Origin of the sequence: Galbibacter orientalis DSM 19592 (assembly GCF_000260115.1) — a bacterium.
Taxonomy (GTDB): Bacteria; Bacteroidota; Bacteroidia; order Flavobacteriales; family Flavobacteriaceae; genus Galbibacter; species Galbibacter orientalis.
On sequence record NZ_JH651379.1, the window covers coordinates 1,696,972 to 1,721,254 of the forward strand.

Annotated in this window: 22 protein-coding genes and 1 tRNA gene; 19 read left to right on the forward strand and 4 right to left on the reverse strand. The window is 34.2% G+C overall.

Annotated elements, in window-relative coordinates; translation table 11 throughout:
* Positions 1–4 precede the first annotated feature (4 nt).
* Entirely contained in the window at positions 5–2,008 is a 2,004-nt protein-coding gene (gene dnaG, locus JOOMADRAFT_RS07535; protein ID WP_008612365.1) for a DNA primase, read from the forward strand.
* Positions 2,009–2,071: 63 nt separating this feature from the next.
* Here dnaG and JOOMADRAFT_RS07540 read toward each other — a convergent pair whose 3' ends face one another.
* Together JOOMADRAFT_RS07540 and nadE are read right to left on the reverse strand one after the other, a co-directional pair.
* Positions 2,072–2,701: a response regulator gene (locus tag JOOMADRAFT_RS07540; protein ID WP_008612366.1), complete on the reverse strand. Its 630-nt coding sequence runs from the start codon at positions 2,699–2,701 to the stop codon at positions 2,072–2,074.
* A gap of 159 nt (positions 2,702–2,860) precedes the next feature.
* On the reverse strand, positions 2,861–3,652 hold the full coding sequence (gene nadE / locus JOOMADRAFT_RS07545) for an NAD(+) synthase (protein ID WP_008612367.1): 792 nt from the start codon (positions 3,650–3,652) through the stop codon (positions 2,861–2,863).
* Positions 3,653–3,819: 167 nt separating this feature from the next.
* On the opposite strand from nadE, the gene gldB reads away from it, so the two are divergent.
* From gldB to JOOMADRAFT_RS07560, 3 genes are all read left to right on the forward strand, one after another.
* Entirely contained in the window at positions 3,820–4,776 is a 957-nt protein-coding gene (gldB, locus tag JOOMADRAFT_RS07550; protein ID WP_008612371.1) for a gliding motility lipoprotein GldB, read from the forward strand.
* Positions 4,776–5,111 carry a gliding motility protein GldC gene (gldC, locus tag JOOMADRAFT_RS07555; protein WP_008612372.1) on the forward strand — a complete coding sequence of 112 codons (336 nt, stop codon included), beginning with the start codon at positions 4,776–4,778 and terminating at the stop codon, positions 5,109–5,111. Before gldB ends, gldC begins: the two co-directional genes overlap by 1 nt.
* A 398-nt stretch (positions 5,112–5,509) precedes the next feature.
* Positions 5,510–5,980 carry a DUF4252 domain-containing protein gene (locus tag JOOMADRAFT_RS07560; protein ID WP_008612373.1) on the forward strand — a complete coding sequence of 157 codons (471 nt, stop codon included), beginning with the start codon at positions 5,510–5,512 and terminating at the stop codon, positions 5,978–5,980.
* Between the two features lie 3 nt (positions 5,981–5,983).
* Here the strand turns inward: JOOMADRAFT_RS07560 and yihA are convergent, their stop codons facing one another.
* Both yihA and JOOMADRAFT_RS07570 read right to left on the reverse strand, forming a co-directional pair.
* A complete protein-coding gene (yihA, locus tag JOOMADRAFT_RS07565) occupies positions 5,984–6,592 on the reverse strand; it encodes a ribosome biogenesis GTP-binding protein YihA/YsxC (protein ID WP_008612374.1) in 609 nt (202 codons plus the stop codon).
* A gap of 17 nt (positions 6,593–6,609) precedes the next feature.
* A complete protein-coding gene (locus JOOMADRAFT_RS07570; protein WP_008612375.1) occupies positions 6,610–7,374 on the reverse strand; it encodes an alpha/beta fold hydrolase in 765 nt (254 codons plus the stop codon).
* Positions 7,375–7,663: 289 nt separating this feature from the next.
* Between JOOMADRAFT_RS07570 and mraZ the strand changes: the two genes are divergently transcribed.
* The 15 genes from mraZ to JOOMADRAFT_RS07645 all read left to right on the forward strand — a co-directional run bounded on the left by mraZ (position 7,664) and on the right by JOOMADRAFT_RS07645 (position 24,009).
* A complete protein-coding gene (gene mraZ, locus JOOMADRAFT_RS07575; protein WP_008612377.1) occupies positions 7,664–8,143 on the forward strand; it encodes a division/cell wall cluster transcriptional repressor MraZ in 480 nt (159 codons plus the stop codon).
* The gene (gene rsmH, locus JOOMADRAFT_RS07580; protein ID WP_008612379.1) at positions 8,130–9,026 is read left to right on the forward strand and encodes a 16S rRNA (cytosine(1402)-N(4))-methyltransferase RsmH; all 897 of its coding nucleotides are present in this window, start codon (positions 8,130–8,132) and stop codon (positions 9,024–9,026) included. Before mraZ ends, rsmH begins: the two co-directional genes overlap by 14 nt.
* Before the next feature lie 7 nt (positions 9,027–9,033).
* On the forward strand, positions 9,034–9,351 hold the full coding sequence (locus tag JOOMADRAFT_RS07585) for an FtsL-like putative cell division protein (RefSeq protein WP_008612381.1): 318 nt from the start codon (positions 9,034–9,036) through the stop codon (positions 9,349–9,351).
* A 3-nt stretch (positions 9,352–9,354) separates the two neighbouring features.
* Entirely contained in the window at positions 9,355–11,364 is a 2,010-nt protein-coding gene (locus tag JOOMADRAFT_RS07590) for a penicillin-binding protein (RefSeq protein ID WP_008612382.1), read from the forward strand.
* Positions 11,361–12,824, forward strand: coding sequence for a UDP-N-acetylmuramoyl-L-alanyl-D-glutamate--2,6-diaminopimelate ligase (locus JOOMADRAFT_RS07595; RefSeq protein ID WP_008612383.1), 1,464 nt, complete (start codon positions 11,361–11,363; stop codon positions 12,822–12,824). Before JOOMADRAFT_RS07590 ends, JOOMADRAFT_RS07595 begins: the two co-directional genes overlap by 4 nt.
* 38 nt (positions 12,825–12,862) lie before the next feature.
* Positions 12,863–14,095, forward strand: a complete 1,233-nt coding sequence (gene mraY / locus JOOMADRAFT_RS07600; RefSeq protein ID WP_008612387.1) for a phospho-N-acetylmuramoyl-pentapeptide-transferase — start codon at positions 12,863–12,865, stop codon at positions 14,093–14,095.
* Positions 14,096–14,104: 9 nt separating this feature from the next.
* A complete protein-coding gene (gene murD, locus JOOMADRAFT_RS07605; RefSeq protein WP_008612389.1) occupies positions 14,105–15,439 on the forward strand; it encodes a UDP-N-acetylmuramoyl-L-alanine--D-glutamate ligase in 1,335 nt (444 codons plus the stop codon).
* Between the two features lie 12 nt (positions 15,440–15,451).
* The gene (locus JOOMADRAFT_RS07610; protein WP_008612390.1) at positions 15,452–16,648 is read left to right on the forward strand and encodes an FtsW/RodA/SpoVE family cell cycle protein; all 1,197 of its coding nucleotides are present in this window, start codon (positions 15,452–15,454) and stop codon (positions 16,646–16,648) included.
* Positions 16,635–17,732 carry an undecaprenyldiphospho-muramoylpentapeptide beta-N-acetylglucosaminyltransferase gene (gene murG, locus JOOMADRAFT_RS07615; protein ID WP_008612391.1) on the forward strand — a complete coding sequence of 366 codons (1,098 nt, stop codon included), beginning with the start codon at positions 16,635–16,637 and terminating at the stop codon, positions 17,730–17,732. The genes JOOMADRAFT_RS07610 and murG overlap by 14 nt, the downstream gene beginning before the upstream one ends.
* Positions 17,733–17,744: 12 nt before the next feature.
* Positions 17,745–19,100 (forward strand): UDP-N-acetylmuramate--L-alanine ligase, encoded by a 1,356-nt coding sequence (murC, locus tag JOOMADRAFT_RS07620; RefSeq protein WP_008612392.1) that lies wholly within the window; start codon positions 17,745–17,747, stop codon positions 19,098–19,100.
* Complete coding sequence (locus tag JOOMADRAFT_RS07625; RefSeq protein ID WP_008612393.1) at positions 19,084–19,803, forward strand: cell division protein FtsQ/DivIB; 720 nt, start codon at positions 19,084–19,086, stop codon at positions 19,801–19,803. The genes murC and JOOMADRAFT_RS07625 overlap by 17 nt, the downstream gene beginning before the upstream one ends.
* A gap of 3 nt (positions 19,804–19,806) precedes the next feature.
* Positions 19,807–21,141: a cell division protein FtsA gene (gene ftsA / locus JOOMADRAFT_RS07630; protein WP_008612394.1), complete on the forward strand. Its 1,335-nt coding sequence runs from the start codon at positions 19,807–19,809 to the stop codon at positions 21,139–21,141.
* A 75-nt stretch (positions 21,142–21,216) separates the two neighbouring features.
* The gene (gene ftsZ / locus JOOMADRAFT_RS07635) at positions 21,217–23,154 is read left to right on the forward strand and encodes a cell division protein FtsZ (RefSeq protein ID WP_008612395.1); all 1,938 of its coding nucleotides are present in this window, start codon (positions 21,217–21,219) and stop codon (positions 23,152–23,154) included.
* Between the two features lie 194 nt (positions 23,155–23,348).
* Positions 23,349–23,798, forward strand: coding sequence for a GatB/YqeY domain-containing protein (locus JOOMADRAFT_RS07640; protein WP_008612396.1), 450 nt, complete (start codon positions 23,349–23,351; stop codon positions 23,796–23,798).
* Between the two features lie 134 nt (positions 23,799–23,932).
* Positions 23,933–24,009 (forward strand) — tRNA-Arg (locus JOOMADRAFT_RS07645).
* Positions 24,010–24,283 lie beyond the last annotated feature (274 nt).

The following is a 24,283-nucleotide window of genomic DNA, read 5'->3' on the forward strand; positions in this document are numbered from 1 at the left end:
GATTTTGATTGCAAAAGAAACCATAGATAAAGTTTTTGATGCTTCCCGAGTAGAGGAAGTTATTGGCGATTTCGTTCAGTTAAAAAGATCAGGGTCAAATTATAAAGGTTTAAGTCCCTTTTCGGATGAGCGTACCCCTAGTTTTATGGTATCTCCAGTTAAGCAGATATGGAAGGATTTTAGTAGTGGAAAAGGAGGGAATGTTGTTGCTTTTTTAATGGAACATGAGCATTATACCTATCCAGAGGCTATTAAATATTTGGCAAAAAAATACGGAATTGAAGTTGAAGAAACCGAGCAGACTAATGAAGAAAAGGAAAAGTCTAGCGAACGGGAGAGTATGTATTTGGTGTCTGAATTTGCACAATCTTATTTTCAAAAAACATTAAAAAATTCAGAATTAGGAAAAGCAATAGGAGGTACTTATTTTAAGGAACGTGGCTTTACCAAAGAAACCATAGATAAATTCAAGCTAGGATATTCTTTAGATCAATGGGATGCTTTTACAAAAGAGGCATTAGGAGCTGGGTATCAACTTGAATATTTGGAAAAAACTGGACTTACTATTGTTAAGGAGAAAGAGGGATCTGATGATAAGAGGATGTTCGACCGCTTTAAAGGGCGGGTTATGTTTCCTATACATTCTATGAGTGGTCGTGTTTTAGGTTTTGGAGGTCGTATTTTAACTTCTGATAAAAAAGCAGCTAAATATCTAAATTCTCCTGAAAGTGACATTTACCATAAAAGCAAAGTGCTTTATGGAATTTACCATGCTAAACAGGCTATTGCTAAACAAGATAATTGTTTTTTAGTTGAGGGTTATACAGATGTTATTCAATTTCATCAAAGTGGAATTGAAAATGTAGTAGCCTCTAGTGGAACTGCATTAACACCAGATCAGATTCGGTTAATTAATAGGTTAACAAAAAATATAACTGTTTTATTTGATGGGGATGCAGCTGGATTACGTGCCTCGTTGAGGGGTATTGATCTTATTTTGGAACAGGGCATGAATGTAAAAGTTTGTACCTTCCCCGAAGGTCAGGATCCCGATAGTTACGCCCGTGCCAATAGCGAGGAAGATCTAGTTTCTTTTTTAGAAGAAAATGCTACAGATTTTATCCGTTTTAAAGCTTCGTTACTTGTTAAAGATGCTCAAAACGATCCTATAAAAAAAGCGGATACTATTAGAGAAATTGTAAATAGTATTTTTAAAATCCCAGATCGAATTCAGCGTGAAATTTATGTTCAGGAATGTTCTAGAATTATGGATATTTCTGAAGATGTGCTTTATAATACCCTAGCTCAATTGGGTAATAAAGAAGTGGCAGATGCTAATAAAAAGCATAAAGAAGAGCGTAAGAAAAATAACTTTAATGTTGTTAGACCTGGAGAGGGAACTAGCTCGAAAAAAGTAAACCAGTTAAATGAACTAGAAAAATCTATTATTGGTATTTTATTATTTCATGGCGATAAAACCGAAACATTTAATGATATTGTTTTGGAAGATGATGACAATGGAGATATGATTCAGAAAGAAATTAAAGTAGACATGAAGGTTTATGAAAAGATTTTTTTGGATTTACAAGCCGATGAAATTGAGTTTGCAAATAAAGATTTTCATGCTATTTATACAATATTAATAGAAATGTTTAACGTTGAAGGGGTATTGAAAATGGATAGTTTCCTTCAGAAATTAACATTTGAACAAAATGCATCTGTAGTAGATATTTTGATGAACGAAGAAAAGTATGCGCTTTCAAACTGGGAGAGTAAAGATATTTTAGTAAAAGATAAAAGTATGTCTGTTCACTTATTAGTTTTTCAAACCATATCTATGCTCCGTTTAAAGTTATTAAATATGCTGGTAGATAGTATCCATGAAGTAATTGGAGCTAATAATAATGCAACTACAGAACAGCTAGAAGACATTAAAAACTACTGGGATTTAAGAAAAACACTGTCAGATAGATTTGGATTGGTAACCAATACTACATTTTATAGTTAAGAATCGGTCATAAAAAAAGCACTCTATCAAAGAGTGCTTTGTAGCGTAAAAAGCCTATATTTTTTAGTATAATTCTAGGGCTTTAGCTTGTTGAAGCATATCGACCATATTATCTACATTTAGCTTTTTCATAAGTCTAGCTTTGTAGGTGCTTACTGTTTTTTCATTCAGTCCAAGCTCCTCTGCTACTTGCTTATTCCTTCTACCAGAAGCTAGAAGTTTTAAAACTTCGATTTCCCGAGTCGATAATTTCCTAAATAATTTTCTAGGTTTGTTTGTGCTCTCGTCAAATGCTAATCGTTGCGCAAGTTCATTTGTAATAAACATACCGCCATTAGCTACTCTTTTGATAGCATCAATTAGGGTGTCTAAAGAGGCTGTTTTAGATACATAGCCAGAAGCTCCAGCTCTTAGTGTGCTTAGGGCGTAAACGTCCTCAGCTTGTGTACTGTAAATAAGAACCTTTATATCACTTTGGTCCTTTTTAAGTCTTCGAAGGGCAGTGATACCGTTTACTTCAGGAATATCCATTTCCAATAAAATCACATCAGGATTTTTTGTTGAAAGTGCGTTGAATAATTCTGTTGTTGTACTTACACTACCAATTACTTCGGTAATTCCATTGTTGTTCAAGGCTGTCTCTAATCCTATTCTTACGATAGGGTGGTTATCAGCAACTAAAACTTTAATCATAATTGAGGTATTTTAAAGTTTGTTTCAAATAAGCCACAACAAATTTTCTCGTAGATAATATACGTCATATGAGCTTGGGGGATTTTACTCTATTTGTAAGTAAATATAGTAAAAATTAGTCTTATAATCAAGTATAGGAAAAAACTTTCTTAAAAATATTTATTTTTTTAATTCCGCAGGGATTATACACACTGGGATTGGATCCATTTTGTGCTTATTTGCTCGGTTTAAGCGAGTATAAATTTCCATGACTATTTTCTCTCTATTGTCGAAATCTGTTGTTGATTTTCCTTTTTCAGTCTGTTCCATTGCCCATTCCAATTCTGGGTAAGATGCTCCTATTTGGTCTTCGTCAGTTCTATTGTCTCCCCATAAACCATCAGTAGGAGCTGCTTTTTGTATGTCTTGATTAATGCCAAGGACTTTTGCTATTTCATATACTTCTGTTTTTAATAGGTCGGCAATCGGACTTAAATCTACTCCGCCATCACCATATTTTGTGTAGAAACCAACCCCAAAATCCTCCACTTTATTTCCAGTGCCAGCTACTAAATATTTTTCTAGGGCAGCAAAATAATATAAAGAGGTCATTCGTAAACGAGCTCTAGTGTTTGCTAAAGCCATAAAACGCTCCTCTTCACTCTCTACTTTTGGGAAAGAAGCTACTAAACTATCAAAAACAGTAGTTAGATTAACTTGCTTGGTGTCCACATTAGAATAATTTTTTTGTAACCAACTAATGTGGTTTAAAGCACGACTTACTTGGTTTTCGGCTTGATGGATAGGCATTTCTAAGCATAAAACATCCAATCCAGTTTTAGCGCATAAGGTAGAGGTAACTGCAGAGTCAATTCCTCCAGAAATTCCAATAACAAAACCATTCATTTTTGCATTGGTAGCATAATCCTTAAGCCAATCTACAATATGAGTTATTACTTTTTCTGTATTCATAATTTGTGTGTATAATGGGTTATTAAAAAGTAAGTGTAAAGAAAAATGTAATTTGTGTACCTTAAAAATTTAGGTGTAATTTTACATTCGGTTAACTTTGCAAACAAATGTAACAGATTCTTAAATTTTTAAAAAACGAAAAGACTAAAGGTTTTAAAATATTGTGTATGAGTAAATTTTTGTGCTTACTTCTTGTTATATTGTTAATTGCATGCTCCAATGAGGCGAAAGTTGAAAGGGAGGTAGCTAAAATAGATTTGAATGTAAAAATTGATAGATTCGATAAGGCTTTTGCAAATGCTAGTCCGTTAACGCTTCCCGATTTAAAAAATAAATATCCTTATTTGTTTCCAAAATCTTATAACGATAGTATTTGGGTGCAAAGAATGAACGATTCTTTGCAGAGGGATATGTATGCTGAGATTCAGAAAAAATTTAAAAATTTTGAAGATAATTCCTCTGAGATAAAATCGGTTTTTCAGCATGTTACTTATTATTTTAACGACTTTAAATCGCCTAAAATTATTACTGTAATCTCAGATGTGGATTACAAGAACAGGGTTATTTATGCTGATAGTTTGTTGCTCTTAGGCTTAGATAATTATTTAGGAGCTACACATAGGTATTATGGCGGAATTCAAGAGTATTTAAAGAAAAATTTTGAAGCTTCCAAAATTCCTGTAGATATAGCAAGAACTATTGCTAGGAGTAAGGTAAAGGCGCCAAGTAATAGAAGCTTTTTAGCACAATTAATTTATTACGGAAAGCTGTATTATCTTTTAGATTTGTTTTATCCTTCAGCAGAGAAAGAGAGTGTTATTGGATATAATAAGTCTGAATATAATTGGGCGTTGGCTAATGAAAATTATATTTGGCGGTATTTTATAGAGAAAGAATTGCTTTTTTCTACGGATGCAAAACTGGGAGAACGCTTTATAAATCCAGCTCCATTCTCTAAATTTTATTTAGAATTAGACAATGAATCTCCTGGAAGAATAGGACAATTTATAGGATGGCAAATTGTAAATTCCTATATGCAAAATAATGAAGTATCTTTGCAGCAAATGCTGAACACTTCAGCAGAAGAAATTTTTAATAAATCAAAATATAAACCTGAAAAGTAATGGCTAAAACACATAGCTCAGATATAAAATTACATATTGAACTTGACGAAAATAAAGTTCCTGAAAAACTAAATTGGACAGCAAAAGATGGTGGAATTGAAAACGAAAAAGCAAAAGCTTTTTTACTCTCAGTTTGGGATAGCGAGCAACAAGAAACGTTAAAAATAGATCTGTGGACAAAAGATATGCCTGTGGATGAAATGAAGAAATTTATGCATCAAACATTAGTTTCTTTGAGTGATACTTACCAACGGGCTACGCAAGATGAGAAAATGACAGCTACGATGCGCGACTTTTGCGATTATTTTGCAGAAAAACTAGAACTCAAAAAATAATATAAAACACTATATTTTTTATGCCTCGATTTATATCGGGGCATTTTTTTTCTATTTTTTTATCTCTATAAAAAAAACTTTTGTCCGTGCTGTAACAAAAAATCTTGCTGTTCGTCTGTAAAGTATAATCAACGTAATTCTAAACTAGAGCATAAAAAAATATTAATGTCCGAGTAAAAATACAAGACCGCTTCGCTGTAAGAGAAAAGAACAAAGAATAAATCTTAACTGTTACAAAAAGAGTAGCTTAGGGAAGTAACATTACTAAACTCCTCTTTTTATTCATTTTTCTTAATAGTAAGGGGGCTATTTTAAAAACCTCTATTAACCCTTGATATATGTGGAATGCAATGAACGCTGTCTGCTTTTATCGGACAACAATAAAAAACAATAAACAGATGAAAAAAGTTTTAATTATTGCAGTTGTAGCTACATTCTTTGCTTCATGTGGGGCGTCTACTCCTTATGATTCCTTTAGAAAAGAAAATAAAGAAGATATTGCCTTTTCTTTAAGTGCGTCTAATTTTTTAGTAAATATGTTTGTAGACGATGACGATTTTAAAGAGTTGAATCAAGTGGTAAGTGGGATATCTCGTTACCGTGTATTGGTGGGAGCAGAAGTTGGGACAGAAAATCTAGAGCGTAAATTTAATAAATTTGTAAGTCAAAAAGGCTATGAGTCTTTAATGTTTGTAAATAGCGACGGTGCTAGAGTTGGACTGTATTATTTTGAAAAACGAAATAAAATTAAAGAGGTAATTATGAAGGTCAAAGACGATAAAGACTTCGTAATTATTAGTGCTGAAGGAAATATTAAAATTAAAGATATAGACGGATTAATGAATAAGGCAATTGTGAAATTGAATTAAAAATTAAGCGTTATTGTACTCTTTATTTATTTGATCGATATATTCTAAAAGTTCATCTTTTCCAGTGCCAGACGTAGAAGAAGTGATAAAATAATTAGGAGCTTCTTCCCAAACATCTGCTATTAAAACGTCTAAGTATTTCTTAACGTCACGTTCAATGGCTTTTGGCTTTAACTTGTCGGCTTTTGTAAATATTATAGAAAACGGGATTTGATGTTCTCCGAGCCATTGCATAAATTCCATGTCTATTTTTTGTGGATCATGCCGGATATCTATCAATACAAAGGCAGAGACTAATTGCTGTCTTTCTTCAAAATATTTAGTGATAAATTTCTGAAATGTACTCTTTACTTTTTTAGAAACTTTTGCGTATCCATAACCAGGTAAATCTACTAAAAACCAATTTTCATTTATTTTAAAATGGTTAATAAGTTGTGTTTTCCCAGGTCTTCCAGAGGTTTTAGCTAAGCTCTTACGCTCAGTGAGCATGTTAATGAGAGAAGATTTTCCTACATTAGACCGACCAATAAACGCATACTCAGGAAGCGGTTCATTAGGACATTTTTTTACATCCGAATTACTCATTACAAAAGTGGCGGATTTAATGTGCATGGTCTTCTTTTTGTTGTTTATAAACTTCTCTTTTTAAGCCATTCATCTAAAATAGCATTAAAATCATTTGGGTGCTCCATCATTGGTGCGTGTCCGCATTTCTCAATCCAAAATAAATCTGAATCTGGAAGTAGTTCGTGGAACTCTTTAGCAACTGTTGGAGGAGTAACGGAGTCGTTTTCTCCCCAAATTATACAAGTAGGTGTGTGCATATGAGGTAAGTCTTTCGCCATATTATGACGAATAGCACTCTTAGCAATTGCTAATGTTTTTATTAACTTATGTCGGTCGTTTACCGTTGCAAATACTTCATCTACAATTTCTTTAGTTGCAACAGCAGGATCGTAGAATACATCTTCGCTTTTTTTCTTTATAAACTCATAATCCCCACGTTTTGGATAGCCGTCTCCCATTGCATTTTCATACAAGCCAGAGCTTCCAGTAATAACTAAAGCTTTTACTTTTTGTGGGTATAATTTAGTGTGTAAAAGACCGATATGTCCTCCTAAGGAGTTTCCTAATAAGATAACTTCTTCTAAACCTTTGAACTCTATAAATTTCTCTACGTAATTTGCAAAACTCTTTACATTAGTCTTTAATAAAGACATGCTGTAGATCGGTAATTCAGGAATTAATACTTTGTATCCTCTTTTAGAAAAATAGTTGGCAACATCACTAAAATTGCTCAATCCACCCATTAATCCGTGTAAAACTATCATGGGGGTTCCTTCTCCAACTTCTAAATAAGTAAATTTACCTTCCTTCTTTAAATCGTGTGCCATTAAGGGGTTGTTACATTTCTTTGGAAACAAATATAGGCATTTCGAATTTATAAAAAACGATTTCTCTTCAATGCTAATATTTGAACTTTAATAAACCGCAAAATTAAGCTTTTTCTCAAGCAAAATCTCAGTCGTGAGGTTATTAACAATTTTATAACTATTGGATTTGCTGCTATTTAAGCGATAACGACATGAATTTATTAACAAAGTGGTAAAAAGTGACAAAAAGTGGTAAAAAGTGGTAAATAATTCTCTATATTTGAAAAGTTAACAGTAAAAACGGATTGGGGTGATTCAGTTTTCAGAAGAGTATGAGTGTAAGGCAGATAGCAAAGGACGGATTATGGTTCCTGCTACTTTGCGCGCTAAATTAGCTCCTGTTTTGCAGGACGGTTTGGTGTTAAAACGCTCTATTTTTCAAAAATGCCTCGAAATTTATACCATGGCCGCTTGGGAGAAAGAAATGAAGCAAGTGGGAAAATTAAATCGTTTTGTAAAGAAAAATAATGACTTCATTCGTCAGTTTACTGCTGGAGTTCGTGTAGTGGAGATCGATGCAAGCGGAAGGCTTTCTATTCCTAAAAACTTAATGTCGTTTGCAAATATTGCAAAAGAAGTGGTGCTTTCGGAGTCTATTGATAGAATTGAAGTGTGGGATAAACAGAAATATTATGATGTGCTTGACGAAGGTGCTGATTCTTTTTCTGATTTAGCTGAGGATGTAATGGGTGGTTTTGAATTAAATGATGACGAAGATGGAGTATCATAATCCAGTATTGTTGAAGGAGACCGTGGAGGGTTTGAATATTAAAGAAGATGGGGTGTATGTTGACGTTACTTTTGGTGGCGGTGGGCATTCCAAAGAGATATTAAGAAGATTAGGGCCTAACGGAAGATTGATAGCTTTTGATCAAGATGAGGATGCGGTGAATAACGCTCTGCAAGATGAAAGGTTTACGTTGATTGAAGAGAATTTTAGGTTTATTAAACGTTTTTTGAAATTCTATGGAATAAAAGAAGTTGACGGTATTTTAGGCGATTTCGGAGTTTCTTCGCATCAATTTGATGTGGCTGAACGTGGTTTTTCTACACGTTTTGATGCTGATTTAGATATGCGAATGAGTAAGAAAAATCCGATTTCTGCTTTTGAGGTGGTAAATGATTATGATGAAGGGCAGCTTAAAAGTGTGTTGGGTTTGTATGGAGAGCTTCGTAATGCTGGTTCTTTAGCAAAAGCTATTGTAGAGAAAAGAGCGGAGGCGCCAATAAAAACTTCCGAAGAGTTAAAAACTGCACTTAGAAAGTTTTTGCCGCAATATAAAGAGCATAAAATATTAGCGCAGATTTATCAGGCTATTAGAATAGAGGTAAATCAGGAGGTGGAAGTTTTGAGAGAATTTTTAGAACAAACTCCTGAGTTGTTAAAACAAGGCGGAAGGTTAAGCTTGATAAGTTATCATTCTTTAGAAGATAGATTGGTAAAAAGGTTTATAAGAAGTGGAAAGTTTGAAGGAGAGCCTGAAAAAGATTTTTATGGAAATATTGAAGTTCCATTAAAAAAAGTAGGGGGTTTAATAACTCCTACTTCAGAAGAAATAAAAGAGAATAATAGAGCGCGTAGCGCAAAGTTGAGGATAGCAGAAAAGTTGTAAGCGTATTATGAAGAAAGGGATTTTAGATTTATTGAAAGGTAGATTTTTAGTTAGTGAGGACTCGGTTAAAAACTGGAGGTTTATACTTTTTATATCCATTTTGGCTGTAATAATGATTTCTAGCGCGCATCATGCAGATAAAAAAGTGCATGAGTTAGCAAAAATTAATAATGAAGTTTTAGAATTAAGGAGTGAGTTTGTAGATGTAAGAACTAAAGTGCAGCAAGTAAAATTAGAATCTAATGTAACAAGTCAAGTAGCCGCATCGGGATTGAGACCCTCGTTAATTCCGCCAAAAAAAATAATGGTCGCCAAAAAAAAATAAATTATGCCAATAACTGATAAAAACATATTAAGCCGTTTGTACTTCGTTGCCGGGTGTATGTTTTTCTTCGCTTTGGCTGTAGTGGTAAAACTTGTTACCATTCAGATGGTTGATGGAGAAAAATACAGAGCTTTGGCGGAGCAGCGTACCATTAAGAATTTTACAATTGGACCAAAAAGAGGGAATTTGTATTCGGATGATGGGAGTTTGTTGGCTACTTCTGTAACGAAATATGATATTCGTTTTGATGCAATTACTCCGCAACATAAAGTTTTTGAACAGCATATAAAACCACTTTCCGATTCTTTATCTAAAGTGTTGGGGAGGTCTTCTTCGTATTATCAGAATTTACTTCGTAAAGCAAGAGTTAATAAAAATAGGTATTTGCTAATTGCTAAGGATTTGGGGTATACGGAGTATGTGCGAATTAAAAATTTCCCACTTTTCAATTTAGGGCCTTATAAAGGAGGGGTAATTGTAGAGCAAGAAACTAAAAGAGAATATCCTTTAGGAGGAATGGCGCATCGTAGCGTGGGTTACGAGCGAGTAGATGATAAAGGCTATTATACAAGAGTTGGTTTGGAAGGGGCTTTTGGAAGTTATTTACGAGGAACAGAAGGGCATCGATTAAAGCAAAAAATAGCAAAAGGACAATGGAAACCCATTACAGATTATAATGAGGTGGAGCCAAAAGATGGGTATGATGTGGTGTCTACCATTAATGTTAATATTCAGGATATTGCGCATCATGCATTGTTAACTCAGTTAGAGAAATATAATGCAGATCATGGTTCTGTTGTGGTTATGGAAGTAGCTACTGGAGAAATAAAAGCGATTTCAAATTTAGGGAGAACAAAAGGAGGAAATTACTACGAGCGATTAAATTATGCTGTAGGAGAATCTCATGAGCCAGGTTCTACATTTAAATTGATGTCGATGATTGCGGCGCTTGAAGATAAAGCGGTAGATACTAGTGATGTTGTTGACACTGAAAATGGGATAATTTCTTTCTATGGGAAAAAAGTACGCGATTCTAAAAGAGGGGGGTATGGAAAAATAACAGTATCTGAAGTTTTGGAACGCTCCTCCAATGTAGGAATCGTAAAAATTATAGATAATTATTATAAGAATCAGCCTGAAAAATTTGTTAATCGCCTATATAATATGGGACTTAATGAAAAATTAGGAATGTCTATAAAGGGAGAAGGAGCGCCAATTATTCCACATCCAAATGATAAAAGTAGATGGAGTGGAATTGCTTTGCAATGGATGGCTTATGGTTACGGAGTTTCACTAACGCCTTTACAAACGCTTACTTTTTATAATGCAGTGGCAAATGGTGGGGAAATGGTAAAACCACGATTAATAAAAGAGGTTAGGGAATGGGATAAGGTAATTTATAAGTTTGATAAAGACGTTATTAATCCTTCTGTCTGTTCAAAAGAAACTATTTCTAAAGTTCAGGCTATGCTTAAAAATGTGGTTGAAGATAAGCACGGTACTGGACATAGGTTGTACTCTCCTAATTTTTCCATGGCAGGAAAAACAGGGACTGCTCAAAAGGATTATGCGGACAAAAGTAAGATGAATTATATCTCAAGTTTTGTAGGGTATTTTCCAGCTGATGAGCCTAAATATTCTTGCATCGTAGTAATTCATAATCCTGATAAAAGTGTTGGGTATTACGGAGCAGATGTTTCTGGGCCTGTGTTTAAAAGTGTTGCTCAGAAAATATATACCAATTCGCCATTAATAGATACAATTGAAGAATTGGATAACGAGAGTGAGCAAACAGAAAAAGACTACAAAGCTTATTATGCGAAAGTGAAGAAGCGAAACGAAATAATTCCAAATGTAGAAGGGATGAGTGGAATGGATGCTATTTCTATTTTAGAAAACTTAGGCGTTCGAGTAAAAGTTGAAGGAGATGGAATAGGGAAAGTTAAAAGTCAGTCTATAAAAAGTGGACAAAAAATAGAGTCGAATCAAACAATCGTATTGCAGTTGTCATGATGTTATTAAAAGACATATTGTATAAAGTTAGTATCAACGCAGTGGCTGGTAACACGGTTGCTTTTGTTAATGATATTCATTTTGATTCGCGAAAAGTATCGTTGGATGATGTGTTTGTTGCAATTCCTGGAACTGTAGTAGATGGACATGATTATATTACAAAGGCGGTGGAATCTGGGGCTATTGCAGTAATTTGTGAGAAGCTTCCTGCGCAATTGGTTAATGGAATTACCTATGTAGAAGTTGAAAATGCCCATAAGGCTTTGGCTATTATGGCTTCCAATTTTTATAAAAATCCTTCTGAAAATTTAAAATTAGTAGGAGTAACAGGAACCAATGGAAAAACCACAGTAACCACACTCTTGTATAATTTGTTTAAAAAGGCCGGTTATAAAGTAGGGTTATTGTCTACCGTAAAAGTTATGGTGGGGGCTAAAGAGTATCCAGCAACGCATACTACACCAGATTCTTTAACAATAAATAAGTATTTAAAGTTGATGAATGATGAAGGAGTTGAGTTTTGCTTTATGGAAGTGAGCTCTCACGGAATTCATCAACAGCGTACGGCCGGATTACATTTTGCAGGGGGCGTATTTACAAACCTTAGTCACGATCATTTAGATTATCATAAAACATTTGCGGAGTATAGAGATACTAAAAAAGTATTTTTTGATGAACTCCCAAAATCGGCATTTGCATTGGTGAATGTGGACGATAAAAATGGATCGGTAATGATTCAGAATACCAAAGCTAAGAAAGTGAGTTACGCTTTAAAGTCGTATGCCGATTATAAAGCACAGATTCTAGAAAATCAGTTTACAGGGTTATTACTGAAGGTGAATGATAATGAAGTCTGGTCAAGATTAATAGGAAGTTTTAATGCTTATAATTTGCTGGCTGTTTATGCGGTGGCAGATCTTTTTGAATTAGGAACAATTGAAACGCTTCAATATTTGAGTGAATTAGAAAGTGTAGGAGGGCGTTTTCAGTATTTTATTTCAGAAGAAAAAATTACAGCAATAGTGGATTATGCGCATACTCCAGATGCTTTGAAAAATGTTTTGGAAACTATAAACACCATCCGTACAGGAAATGAGAATTTAATAACAGTTGTTGGTTGTGGTGGAGATAGAGATAAGACAAAGCGACCAGTAATGGCAAATATTGCTTCAACTCTTAGCACAAAAGCCATTTTTACTTCGGATAATCCACGTACGGAAGATCCGAAAAAAATTATAGAAGAAATGGAGGCAGGAGTAGAGCCACAAAATTATAATAAAACCATTTCTATTGAAGATAGAAAGCAAGCCATAAAAACAGCTTGTCAATTTGCAACATCAAATGATATTATTCTAATTGCTGGAAAAGGTCACGAAACCTATCAGGAGGTAAATGGAGTTAAAAATGATTTTGATGATTTGAAAGTTGTAAAAGAATTATTGATAAACGTAAAAAAATAATGCAGTCGACTCCAAATTAGGAGTAAATAGAAGTTTATATGTTATACTATTTATTTGAATTTTTAGAGAAAAATTACCAATTGCCTGGAGCTGGATTGTTTCAATTCATCACCTTCAGAGCTTCTGCTGCAGTTATTTTATCCTTGTTAATTTCTACAATTTACGGGAAAAGAGTTATTAATTATTTGCGAGCAAAACAAGTAGGAGAGAGTGTTAGAGAATTAGGATTGGAAGGGCAATCACAAAAAGCGGGGACTCCAACAATGGGAGGAATAATTATAATAATGTCAACGCTTATTCCTGTGTTGCTATTTGCTAAGCTAGAAAATATTTACATCCTTCTTTTAATAATTACCACGCTTTGGATGGGAGCAATTGGTTTTGTTGATGATTACATCAAAATTTTTAAAAAGGATAAAGAAGGTTTAAAAGGAAAATTTAAAGTTTTAGGGCAAATTGGAATCGGAATTATAGTTGGAGCTACTTTATATTTTCATCCAGAAGTAACGGTGAAAGAAGAGTTGAAAGCTCCAAATAGTATAGAGATTGTTGCAGGGGGAGATGTTTCAAAAGAATATGGGAAAGAAGAAAAGTCAACAAAAACAACAATTCCTTTTGTAAAGGATAATGAGTTTGATTATGCAGATTTACTCACTTGGATGGGGGATAATTATAAAACCTATGCTTGGTTGATTTTTATACCGATTGTGGTTTTTATAATTACAGCGGTTTCCAATGGAGCAAACCTAACCGATGGAATTGATGGTTTGGCTGCAGGAACATCTGCAATAATAGTATTGACATTGGGGATTTTTGCTTGGGTGTCTGGGAATATAATTTTCTCAGATTACCTAAATATTATGTACATCCCCCGTGCTGGAGAAATTACAGTTTTTATAGCTGCTTTTGCTGGAGGTTTAGTTGGTTTTTTATGGTACAATACCTTTCCTGCACAAGTTTTTATGGGAGATACAGGGAGTTTAACAATTGGGGGGATAATTGCGGTAATAGCAATTGCAATTCGTAAAGAATGGTTAATACCTATTCTGTGTGGAATTTTCTTAGCAGAGAATTTATCGGTGGTAATGCAGGTGAGTTACTTTAAGTATACCAAGAAAAAGTTTGGAGAAGGAAGACGCATATTCTTAATGTCGCCATTGCATCATCATTATCAGAAAAAAGGATATCACGAAAGTAAAATTGTAACCCGTTTCTGGATTATAGGAATTTTATTAGCCGTAATAACTGTGGTGACATTAAAATTAAGATAAACCTAGAAAATGAAAAGATTAGTAGTCTTAGGAAGTGGAGAAAGTGGTGTTGGTGCCGCTGTATTAGGGAAGAAGGAGGGGTTTGAAGTTTTTGTTTCTGATAAAGGAAATATAAAAGAAAAATATAAAAACGTTCTTAAAAATAGTGAGATTGATTGGGAGGAAGGAATGCATTCTGAAGTAAAAATATTGAATGCAGACCTTGTTGTGAAAAGTCCTGGAATTCCAGATAAAGTTCCGATGATTAAAAAGTTGGTGGAGCTTGGAATTTCGGTAATTTCTGAAATTGAGTTTGCATCGCTTTATACAGATGCAACTCTTATTGGAATTACAGGAAGTAATGGTAAAACTACCACTACCATGTTAACAAATCACATTTTAAAAAGTGAAGGTTTAAATGTGGGAATGGCTGGAAATATAGGCGATAGTTTTGCACAGATGGTGGCAGAGCAAACCAAAGATTTTTATGTGTTGGAGATTAGTAGTTTTCAATTAGATGGAATTAAAAAGTTTGCGCCAAATATTGCAATAATTACCAATATAACCCCCGATCATCTCGATCGATATGATTATAAGTTTGAAAATTACATAGCTTCTAAATTTAGAATTGCTATGAATCAAACTGAAAAGGATTATTTGATTTATGATGCCGATGATGAAGTTATAGAAGACTGGTTAAAAAAGCATCCTATAAAATCAAAACTTATTCCATTTTCTGTTCAAAAAGAATTAGGATATGGAGCTTTTTTAAAAGAAGATAAAATAATAATTAACCTAGATAAACAGCATTTAGAAATGGCTACAGATACATTAGCTTTAGAAGGAAAACATAACACGAAGAACGCTATGGCGGCTTCAACTGTGGCGCAGTTATTAAAAATAAGAAAGGCTACAATTAGAGAAAGTTTAGAGAACTTTCAAGGAGCTTCACACCGACTTGAAAATGTATTGAAAATTCAAAATGTTCAGTATATAAACGACTCCAAAGCAACAAATGTTAATGCAACCTTTTATGCTTTGGATAGTATGAAAACACCAACAGTATGGATTGTTGGAGGGCAAGATAAAGGAAACGATTATCTATCGTTAATGCCCCTTGTAAGAGAGAAGGTAAAAGCAATTGTGTGTTTAGGGCTTGATAATGCTAAGATAATTGAGGTTTTTGGAGGGGTTGTAGATTTTATTGTAGAGACCACCTCAATGGCAGATGCAGTAAAAATTAGTAAAGAGGTGGCAGAAAAGGGAGATACTGTATTATTATCGCCAGCTTGTGCGTCTTTTGACTTGTTTACTAATTACGAGGATAGAGGGAATCAATTTAAAGAAGCAGTTCAGAAATTATAAAAAAGAGGTTAAGTGCAGCAATTATTTAACAAATTAAAAGGAGATAAAGCTATATGGGCAGTAGTGGCCATATTAGCGCTATTTTCTTTTTTGCCAGTTTATAGCGCCAGTACAAATTTGGTGTATGTAGTTGGTAGTGGAACTACTTTTGGTTACCTATTAAAGCATGCTGTTTTGCTATTTTTAGGAATCGGGGTAATCTATGCTGTACATAAAATTCCATATAGATATTTTAAAGCATTATCTATTTTGGCAATGCCAATAGTAATACTTTTATTAATCTATACTTTGGCGCAAGGAACTACAATTGGAGGAGCTAATGCAAGTAGGTGGATCCAGGTTCCTTATGTAGGAATAACATTTCAAACGTCCACTTTTGCTTCTATTGTTTTACTAATTCATGTTGCTAGATATCTTTCCAAAATAAAAGATAAGGCAGTTACTTTTAAAGAAACTATAATTCCGCTTTGGGCACCTGTTTTTATAGTATTAGCGCTTATTTTACCAGCAAACTTTTCCACAACGGCAATTATATTTTTAATGGTATTGGTTTTATGTTTTATTGGAGGTTATCCATGGAAATATTTAATGGGGATTGTTGGAGCTGGACTTTTAAGTTTAACCATGTTTATATTAACGGCAAAAGCATTTCCAGGATTGCTTCCAAACCGTGTAGATACTTGGATAAGCAGAATTGAAAGTTTTACAGATAAAGGAGATACAGAGGCAGACTATCAAATTGAAAGAGCAAAAATAGCCATTGCTACCGGAGGAATAGTTGGTGTTGGAGCCGGAAAAAGTGTAATGAAGAATTTTCTTCCGCAGAGTTCATCAGATTTTATTTATGCAATTATAATTGAAGAATACGGTTTAATAGGAGGGCTAATATTAATATTTATTTATTTGTTGCTCCTTTTTAGAATAGTGGTTGTGGCGCATAAGGCAGATTCGTCTTTTGGGAAATTGTTGGTGCTAGCCGCTGGCTTACCAATAATAGTTCAAGCATTTATAAATATGGCTGTAGCTGTAGAGTTATTCCCTGTTACTGGGCAGACATTACCGTTAATAAGTAGTGGAGGGACCTCTATTTGGATGACCTGTCTAGCTATTGGAATTATTTTAAGTGTAAGTGCAAAACGACAAGAAGACATAGAATTAGAAGAAGTTGAAAATCAAAATCCATTAGATATTTTAAGTGAGCAATTATAAATTCATATTATCTGGAGGTGGAACAGGAGGGCATATATATCCTGCAATTGCTATAGCCAATGAGCTTAAGCACAGGTTTCCTGATGCTGAATTTTTGTTTGTAGGAGCAGAAGATAGAATGGAAATGGAGAAAGTGCCACAAGCAGGATATAAAATAGAAGGGTTATGGATTTCTGGAATTCAACGGAAGTTAACATTGAAAAATTTAATGTTTCCTTTTAAGTTGATAAGTAGCATCTGGAAAGCTAAGAAAATTATAAAATCTTTTAAACCAGACGTTGCAATAGGTACAGGAGGGTATGCAAGCGGTCCATTATTAAAAGCGGCTGCAGGAAAAGGAATTTCATGCGTATTACAAGAGCAAAATTCCTTTCCAGGAATTACTAATAAATGGCTAGCAAAAGAGGTAAGAAAAATTTTTGTAGCCTATGATAATTTGGAGCGCTTTTTTCCAGCTGATAAAATTGAGAAAACTGGGAATCCAGTAAGGCAAGATTTGTTAGAAATAGCGGATAAAAAAGAAGCTGGAATTAAATTTTTCAACCTAGATGAAAATCGTAAAACGTTGTTTGTCATGGGAGGGAGTTTAGGAGCACGAAGAATTAATCAATTAGTGGAAAAAGAGCTCAACTTTTTTAAGGAAAATAACGTACAACTAATATGGCAATGTGGGAAGTTATATTATGAGGAGTATAAAAAGTATGAAAGCGACTTGGTAAAAGTAAATGCTTTTATAAACGATATGAAACTAGCGTATGCCGCCGCTGATATAATTATATCTAGAGCGGGTGCTATTTCGGTTTCTGAATTGGCTATTGTAGGGAAACCAACAATTTTTATTCCCTCGCCAAATGTTTCGGAGGACCATCAAACTAAAAATGCTATGGCAGTTGTAAACAAAGATGCAGCTGTATTATTGAGAGAAAATGAGCTGGATGAAAAGTTTGAAAATGAATTTTTAACGCTATGGAATTCAGAAGAAAAAAGAGAAATGCTAGGAAGTAATTTTAAAAAGTTAGCGCTTCCAAATGCAACTAAAGATATTGTTGATGCTATTGAGAAATTATTAAAAAAAGCAGCTTAATTAATTTTAATTATGAATTTAAATACTATAAATAACGTATACTTTTTAGGCATAGGCGGCATTGGGATGTCTGGCTTAGCACGTTATTTTAAATTCATAGGTAAGGAAGTTGCAGGTTATGATAAAACACCAAGCGATATAACTCGAGAGTTAGAAATGTTAGGAGTAGAAATTCATTTTGATGAAGCTATTCATAAAATCCCAGCAGCATTTAGAAACATAGAAAACACTTTAATAGTTTATACTCCAGCAGTTCCTGTTACCCATAAGGAATATGTTTATTTTACTGAAAACGGCTATGAGGTTCAAAAAAGAGCTGCTGTTTTAGGCTTAATCACAAAAGATTCCTATTGTTTTGCAGTAGCTGGAACGCATGGAAAAACTACTACAAGTGCTATTTTAGCGCATCTTTTAAAAGAAACAGGGACAGCTATTACTGCTTTCTTGGGAGGTGTTTCAGAGAATTTTAATAGTAATTTTTTAATAGAAGGAGATGAATTTACGGTGGTAGAAGCCGATGAATTTGATCGTTCATTTTTACACTTATCTCCAACAGTAGCTTGTATTACTTCAATTGATGCCGATCATTTGGATATTTATGGCAATGCAGAAGAAATGGAGCGAACTTTTGTTGAGTTTTCAAAAAAGGTAAAACCTGAGGGGAAACTGTTTGTTAAAAACGGATTGCCAATAGCAGGTATAACCTATGGAATAGAAGATGATTCTGATTTTTCAATCAGAAATATAACAATAACAAACTCGACCTACCTATTCGATTTATTTACTCCTACTGAAACTATCAGAGGAGTTAGGTTTAACAAGCCAGGAAAACACAATTTGTTAAACGCATTGGCAGCATTGGCAATGGCGACAACCCTAGACACCCCTCTAAGTCGCCTTGCCGAGGCCCTTGCCACATTTAAAGGAATAAAACGTAGATTTTCATATCAAATAAATAAAGAGAATCTTATTTATATAGATGATTATGCACATCATCCAACAGAAATTGAAGCAGCACATGAAGCTGTAAGAAGTGCACACCCAAATAAAAAAGTAACTGTAATCTTTCAGCCCCATCTTTTTTCAAGAACGAAAGATTTTGCCCCAGAATTTTCAAAGAGCTTAGCCCGTTTTGATGAGATAATTTTATTAGACATTTACCCAGCCAGAGAAGAACCTATTGAAGGAATTACCTCAAATTGGTTATTAGAAATGATACCCAATGATAAAAAACAGAAGGTAGCCAAAAGTCATTTACCTAAAGTTTTATCAGAAAGTAATTCAGAAGTGTTTTTATCATTAGGAGCTGGAGATATTGGACTAGAAGTTAATACCATAAAAAAAACGTTAAGTGAAAAAATATGTTAATCATATAAAAATAATTATTGTGCTGATAGCATTGATTTTCTTGTATTCATTTTCGAATAAAAGAAATGAAAATCGTGTTTTGAGTAAGAATTGTCGCATTGAATTTTTAAATGATGACGGACATTTTATTACCCGAAATACAGTTAATAAATTGTTGATACAAAATCAGGACTCGCTTACGAGCGTGTCAAAAGAAAAATTAGCTTTGAATAATATAGAGGAGTCTCTCAATGCAAATGCGATGGTTCAAGTTGCAGATGTGTATGTGTCTATTACTGGGGAGATTGGGGCAAAAATTCGCCAGCGCACGCCAATAGCGCGAGTAGCGGGCAATCAGTCATTTTATATAGACATGGATGGAGAAATGATGCCATTATCTCCAGTTCATTCAGCTCGAGTTCCATTAATTACTGGAACTGGACTGAAAAAATCTATGTCAGATTTATATGAGCTTGCAAAATATATATACTTTGATGATTTTCTAAAAAAGAACATTATTGGAATTCATCAAAATAAAAATCATTTTGAATTAAAGTTAAGAACGGAAAGTTTTGTAGTAGACCTTGGTGAGATGAAGAACTTATCGGCTAAGTTCAATAATTTTAAAGCTTTTTATCAAAAAGGATTGCATGATAAAACTTTAGATAGTTATAAAGTTGTTAATCTCGGATTTGATAATCAAGTGGTGTGTACCAAAAAATAAGTTATGGAAAATACTAAATACGCGGTAGGATTAGACATAGGAACCACAAAGATTGTGGCTATGATAGGTCGTGAAAACGACTACGGAAAGATTGAAATTTTAGGTATTGGTAAATCCAAAAGTTTGGGAGTACATAGAGGAGTGGTTAATAATATTACGCAAACCATTCAATCAATACAACAAGCAGTTCAAGAGGCAGAAAGTATTTCTGGATTAAAAATAGACGATTGTGTAGTAGGAATTGCTGGGCAACATATTAGAAGCTTACAGCATAGCGATTATATAACGCGTCCAGATTCTGAAGAGGTAATTAGTGAAGCCGATTTAGATAAACTTTGCAACCAAGTATATAAATTGGTAATGCTACCTGGAGAAGAAATTATACATGTACTTCCGCAGGAATATAAGGTAGATGGACAAGCAGAAATAAAAGAGCCAATTGGAATGTATGGAGGGCGGTTGGAAGCCAACTTTCATGTAGTAGTGGGGCAGGTTTCTTCTATTAGAAATATTGGAAGATGTGTAAAAAGTTCTGGATTAGATTTAGCAGGAATTACACTAGAACCTTTGGCAGCAGCAAATGCAGTGCTAAGTCAGGAAGAAAAAGAAGCAGGAGTAGCACTTATAGATATAGGAGGAGGAACAACCGATTTAGCCATTTTTAAAGATGGAATAATTCGGCATACAGCAGTAATTCCATTTGGAGGAAATGTGGTTACAGAAGATATTAAAGAAGGATGCTCAATTATTGAAAAGCAGGCAGAACTCTTAAAAATTAAATTTGGTTCTGCATGGCCAGGAGAAAATAAGGACAACGAGATTGTTTCCATACCTGGATTAAGAGGAAGAGAACCAAAAGAAATCACCTTAAAAAATCTGTCAAAAATAATTCACGCTAGAGTAGTGGAGATTGTAGAGCAGGTTTATATGGAAATTAAAAATTACGGTCACGACGATCAGAAGAAAAAACTAATCGCTGGAATTGTATTAACAGGAGGTGGGAGTCAGCTTAAACATTTAAAGCAACTTGTTGAATATATAACAGGCATGGATACTCGAATTGGATATCCAAACGAACATTTGGCAGGAGATTCTGATGCTGAAGTTGCAAGTCCTGTATATGCCACAGCAGTTGGATTAGTAATGAATGCTATTCAATTAGAAAAGAAAAATGGACCAAAGCGAATAGAAGCAGAGCAAAAACCAACTATAGAAGAGAAAGAAGAACAACCAACAAATAATCAAGAACCCCAATCAACTGAACCACAAGAAGAGCGTAAATCTTTTCTTGAAAAATGGTCAGAGAAATTAAAAGATTTTTTAGACAATGCCGAATAGTTTTACCACACTATAAGGCATCTAAGAAAATAAAGTAAGTAGTAAATAGGAAAAATAGGGTAAAAAAGAATTATTATGAGTAGCAACACAGATTTAGGGAACATCTCATTCGACTTACCGAAGAATCAAAGTAATGTAATTAAAGTTATTGGCGTTGGAGGCGGCGGTAGTAATGCAATTAATTACATGTTTCAACAAGGTATCAATGGTGTGGATTTTGTGGTTTGTAATACAGACTCACAGGCACTGCAAAACACAGGAGTGCCAAATAAGGTACAACTTGGAGTTTCTTTAACAGAAGGGCTTGGAGCAGGTGCCAATCCAGAAGTTGGAGAAAAAGCAGCTATAGAAAGTTTAGAAGAACTACAGTCTATGTTAGATACCAATACAAAAATGGTATTTATTACTGCCGGAATGGGAGGTGGAACTGGTACTGGAGCTGCGCCAGTTATAGCAAAGCTAGCCAAAGACATGGATATCTTAACAGTTGGAATTGTAACGATACCTTTTCAGTTTGAAGGGAAAATGCGTAATGAGCAAGCACAACGTGGGGTAGAAAAACTACGTGCACATGTGGATTCGCTTATTATGATAAACAATAATAAGTTAAGAGAAGTATATGGAAATCTTGGTTTTAAAGCAGGATTCTCCAAAGCAGACGAAGTATTAGCAACTGCAGCCAAAGGGATTGCAGAGGTAATAACACATCACTACACGCAAAATATTGACTTGCGTGATGCTAAAACAGTACTTTCAAATAGTGGAACAGCAATCATGGGGTCTTCAACTGCTACTGGAGCAAACCGTGCGCCTGAAGCTATTATGAAAGCCTTAGATTCTCCTTTATTAAATGATAATAAAATTACAGGTGCCCAAAACGTACTGCTACTTATAGTTTCTGGCGCTGAAGAAATTACCCTAGACGAAATTGGAGAAATCAACGATCATATTCAAAATGAAGCTGGCCATAATGCAAATATTATTATGGGAGTTGGAGAAGATGAAAGCTTAGGAGATGCTATTGCAGTAACTGTTATTGCTACAGGTTTTAATGCCGAGCAACAACATGAAATTGTAAATACAGAAGCTAAAAAAATTATCCACACTTTAGAGGATGAGCAAAAAGCTTTTCACGATTTAACACCAAAAAGCAATAACAAAAGATATACAGACTTTGATGAAGTGCAATCTCCAGAGGCTAGCCCTGAACAGCCAAAAGAGAAAAAAGTAGTTAAGCATACGTTAATGGATGAAACTGAAGAGGAAAATGAGATGGAATTAATTCCTACTTCAGAATTAATAAAAAATATGAATGTTGTTTATGATGAAGTAACATTAGAAAACGACGAGGATTTTGTAATTATTGATACTACAGCACAAATAAAAGATATTGATGTTGTAGATCCAGAGATATTGAAACCACAGCCAAAAAAGCAGACTACTTTATCTTTTGATATGCCTTTACATGAAGAAGAGAAAGAGGAAGAGGAAAACGTGGTGACTTTCGATTTCTCCGATACTATAAACGATGTAGAAGTTAATGACCATGTGGAAGTGGTTCCAGTAACAGAAGTTTCTCAAGATGGTACTAAACGATACAGTTTAGACGATTATATGGAAATGGAAGATCAGTTAAATAATGCAAAGCCTGAAGCAAAAAAAGCAGAGAAAGTAGAGGAAGAATTGGCTTTTGAAAAGAAGGTTGTTGAAGAAAAACCTTCTCAAGAAAACGATTCAGAGGAGATAGATCCAATGAATAGTTCTATAGAAGACAGTTTGCGTAATAGAGCAGAAGAACGCAGACGTAAATTGAAGGATTTTAATTATAAATTCCATAATAATGCTTCTAAAATTGAAGAAATAGAAAAGCAACCTGCTTACAAACGAATGGGAATTGATTTAGAAGACAGAAGAGCTGATGGGAATACTTCTCGAATGAGTGTAGGAACCGATAGTAATGAGGATGTACAGTTAAGAAGTAACAATTCTTTTTTACATGATAATGTAGATTAAGTATTAGTTACTATAGTCTAATCCAAAATTTTATTAACCCCTTACAGAGGGGTTAATTACCAGTAACTCTGTTTCGAAATGAATTAGATTTATTTTAATCAACTACTTCGAGGGTTTGCCCCGAAGTAGTTGATTAATATTTCGGGTTATTTTTTTATATTCGCACAGCAAAAGTTTTACAAAAAATAAAAGTTATGAGTTTACAAGATAAAGTAATGGGAGAAATGAAAGCTGCAATGAAAGCTAAAGATACCGCAGCTTTAACAGCATTAAGAGCAGTAAAATCTGAACTTTTATTAGCACAAACTAATGCAGCTACAAAAGAAGGTTTATCTGAGGAAGAAGAGATTAAACTTTTGCAGAAACTTGTAAAGCAACGAAAAGATAGTGCTGCAATTTATACCGAACAAGGACGTGCAGACCTTGCTGAGCCAGAAATTGCTGAAGCAGCTATTATAGAGAAATTCTTACCAGAGCAATTAAGTGAAGATGAAATAGCAGTTATTGTTGAAGAAGTGATTGCAAAAACTGGAGCAGAAGGAATGAAAGATATGGGAAAAGTAATGGGCATGGTGTCTAAAGAGCTTGCAGGAAAAGCAGATGGTAAAACAATTTCTACAGTAGTAAAGAGTAAGCTTTCTTAAATCTCTCATTGAGGGTTATATTCCCCAGGGTTTGTCCTGAGTATTTTGAAGGGTTCTACGTCGAAAAGGATTAAATTATTTTCTTTTGAATACCTAGTAGGCTTGTCTTGAGGGAGTTGATTTAAAAATATTTTGGCCGCGTGGCGCAACTGAATAGCGCATCAGATTTCGGCTCTGAGGGTTGGGGGTTTGAATCCCTTCGCGGTCACCAAAGGGGAAAAGTCAATTTTATTTGATTTTTCCCCTTTTTTATTTTCTTGTAAGTGTTTGTTAATCATGGTAGTTAGAGCTAAAGCTTCGTTGATTTTAGGTGTTCGAATTTTTCCAGAAATAATTGTCAATTTTTGAGGGAAAAGAGGCGAAATTAACTTTATTATTAAGAAGTTATCTTTTCTTTCTTGGAAGTTTAAAATTCACATCCTGTTACTTAGGATAAAACCATAGGGACGCCTCATATTTTAATTAACATTTATTTAGTTTATAGA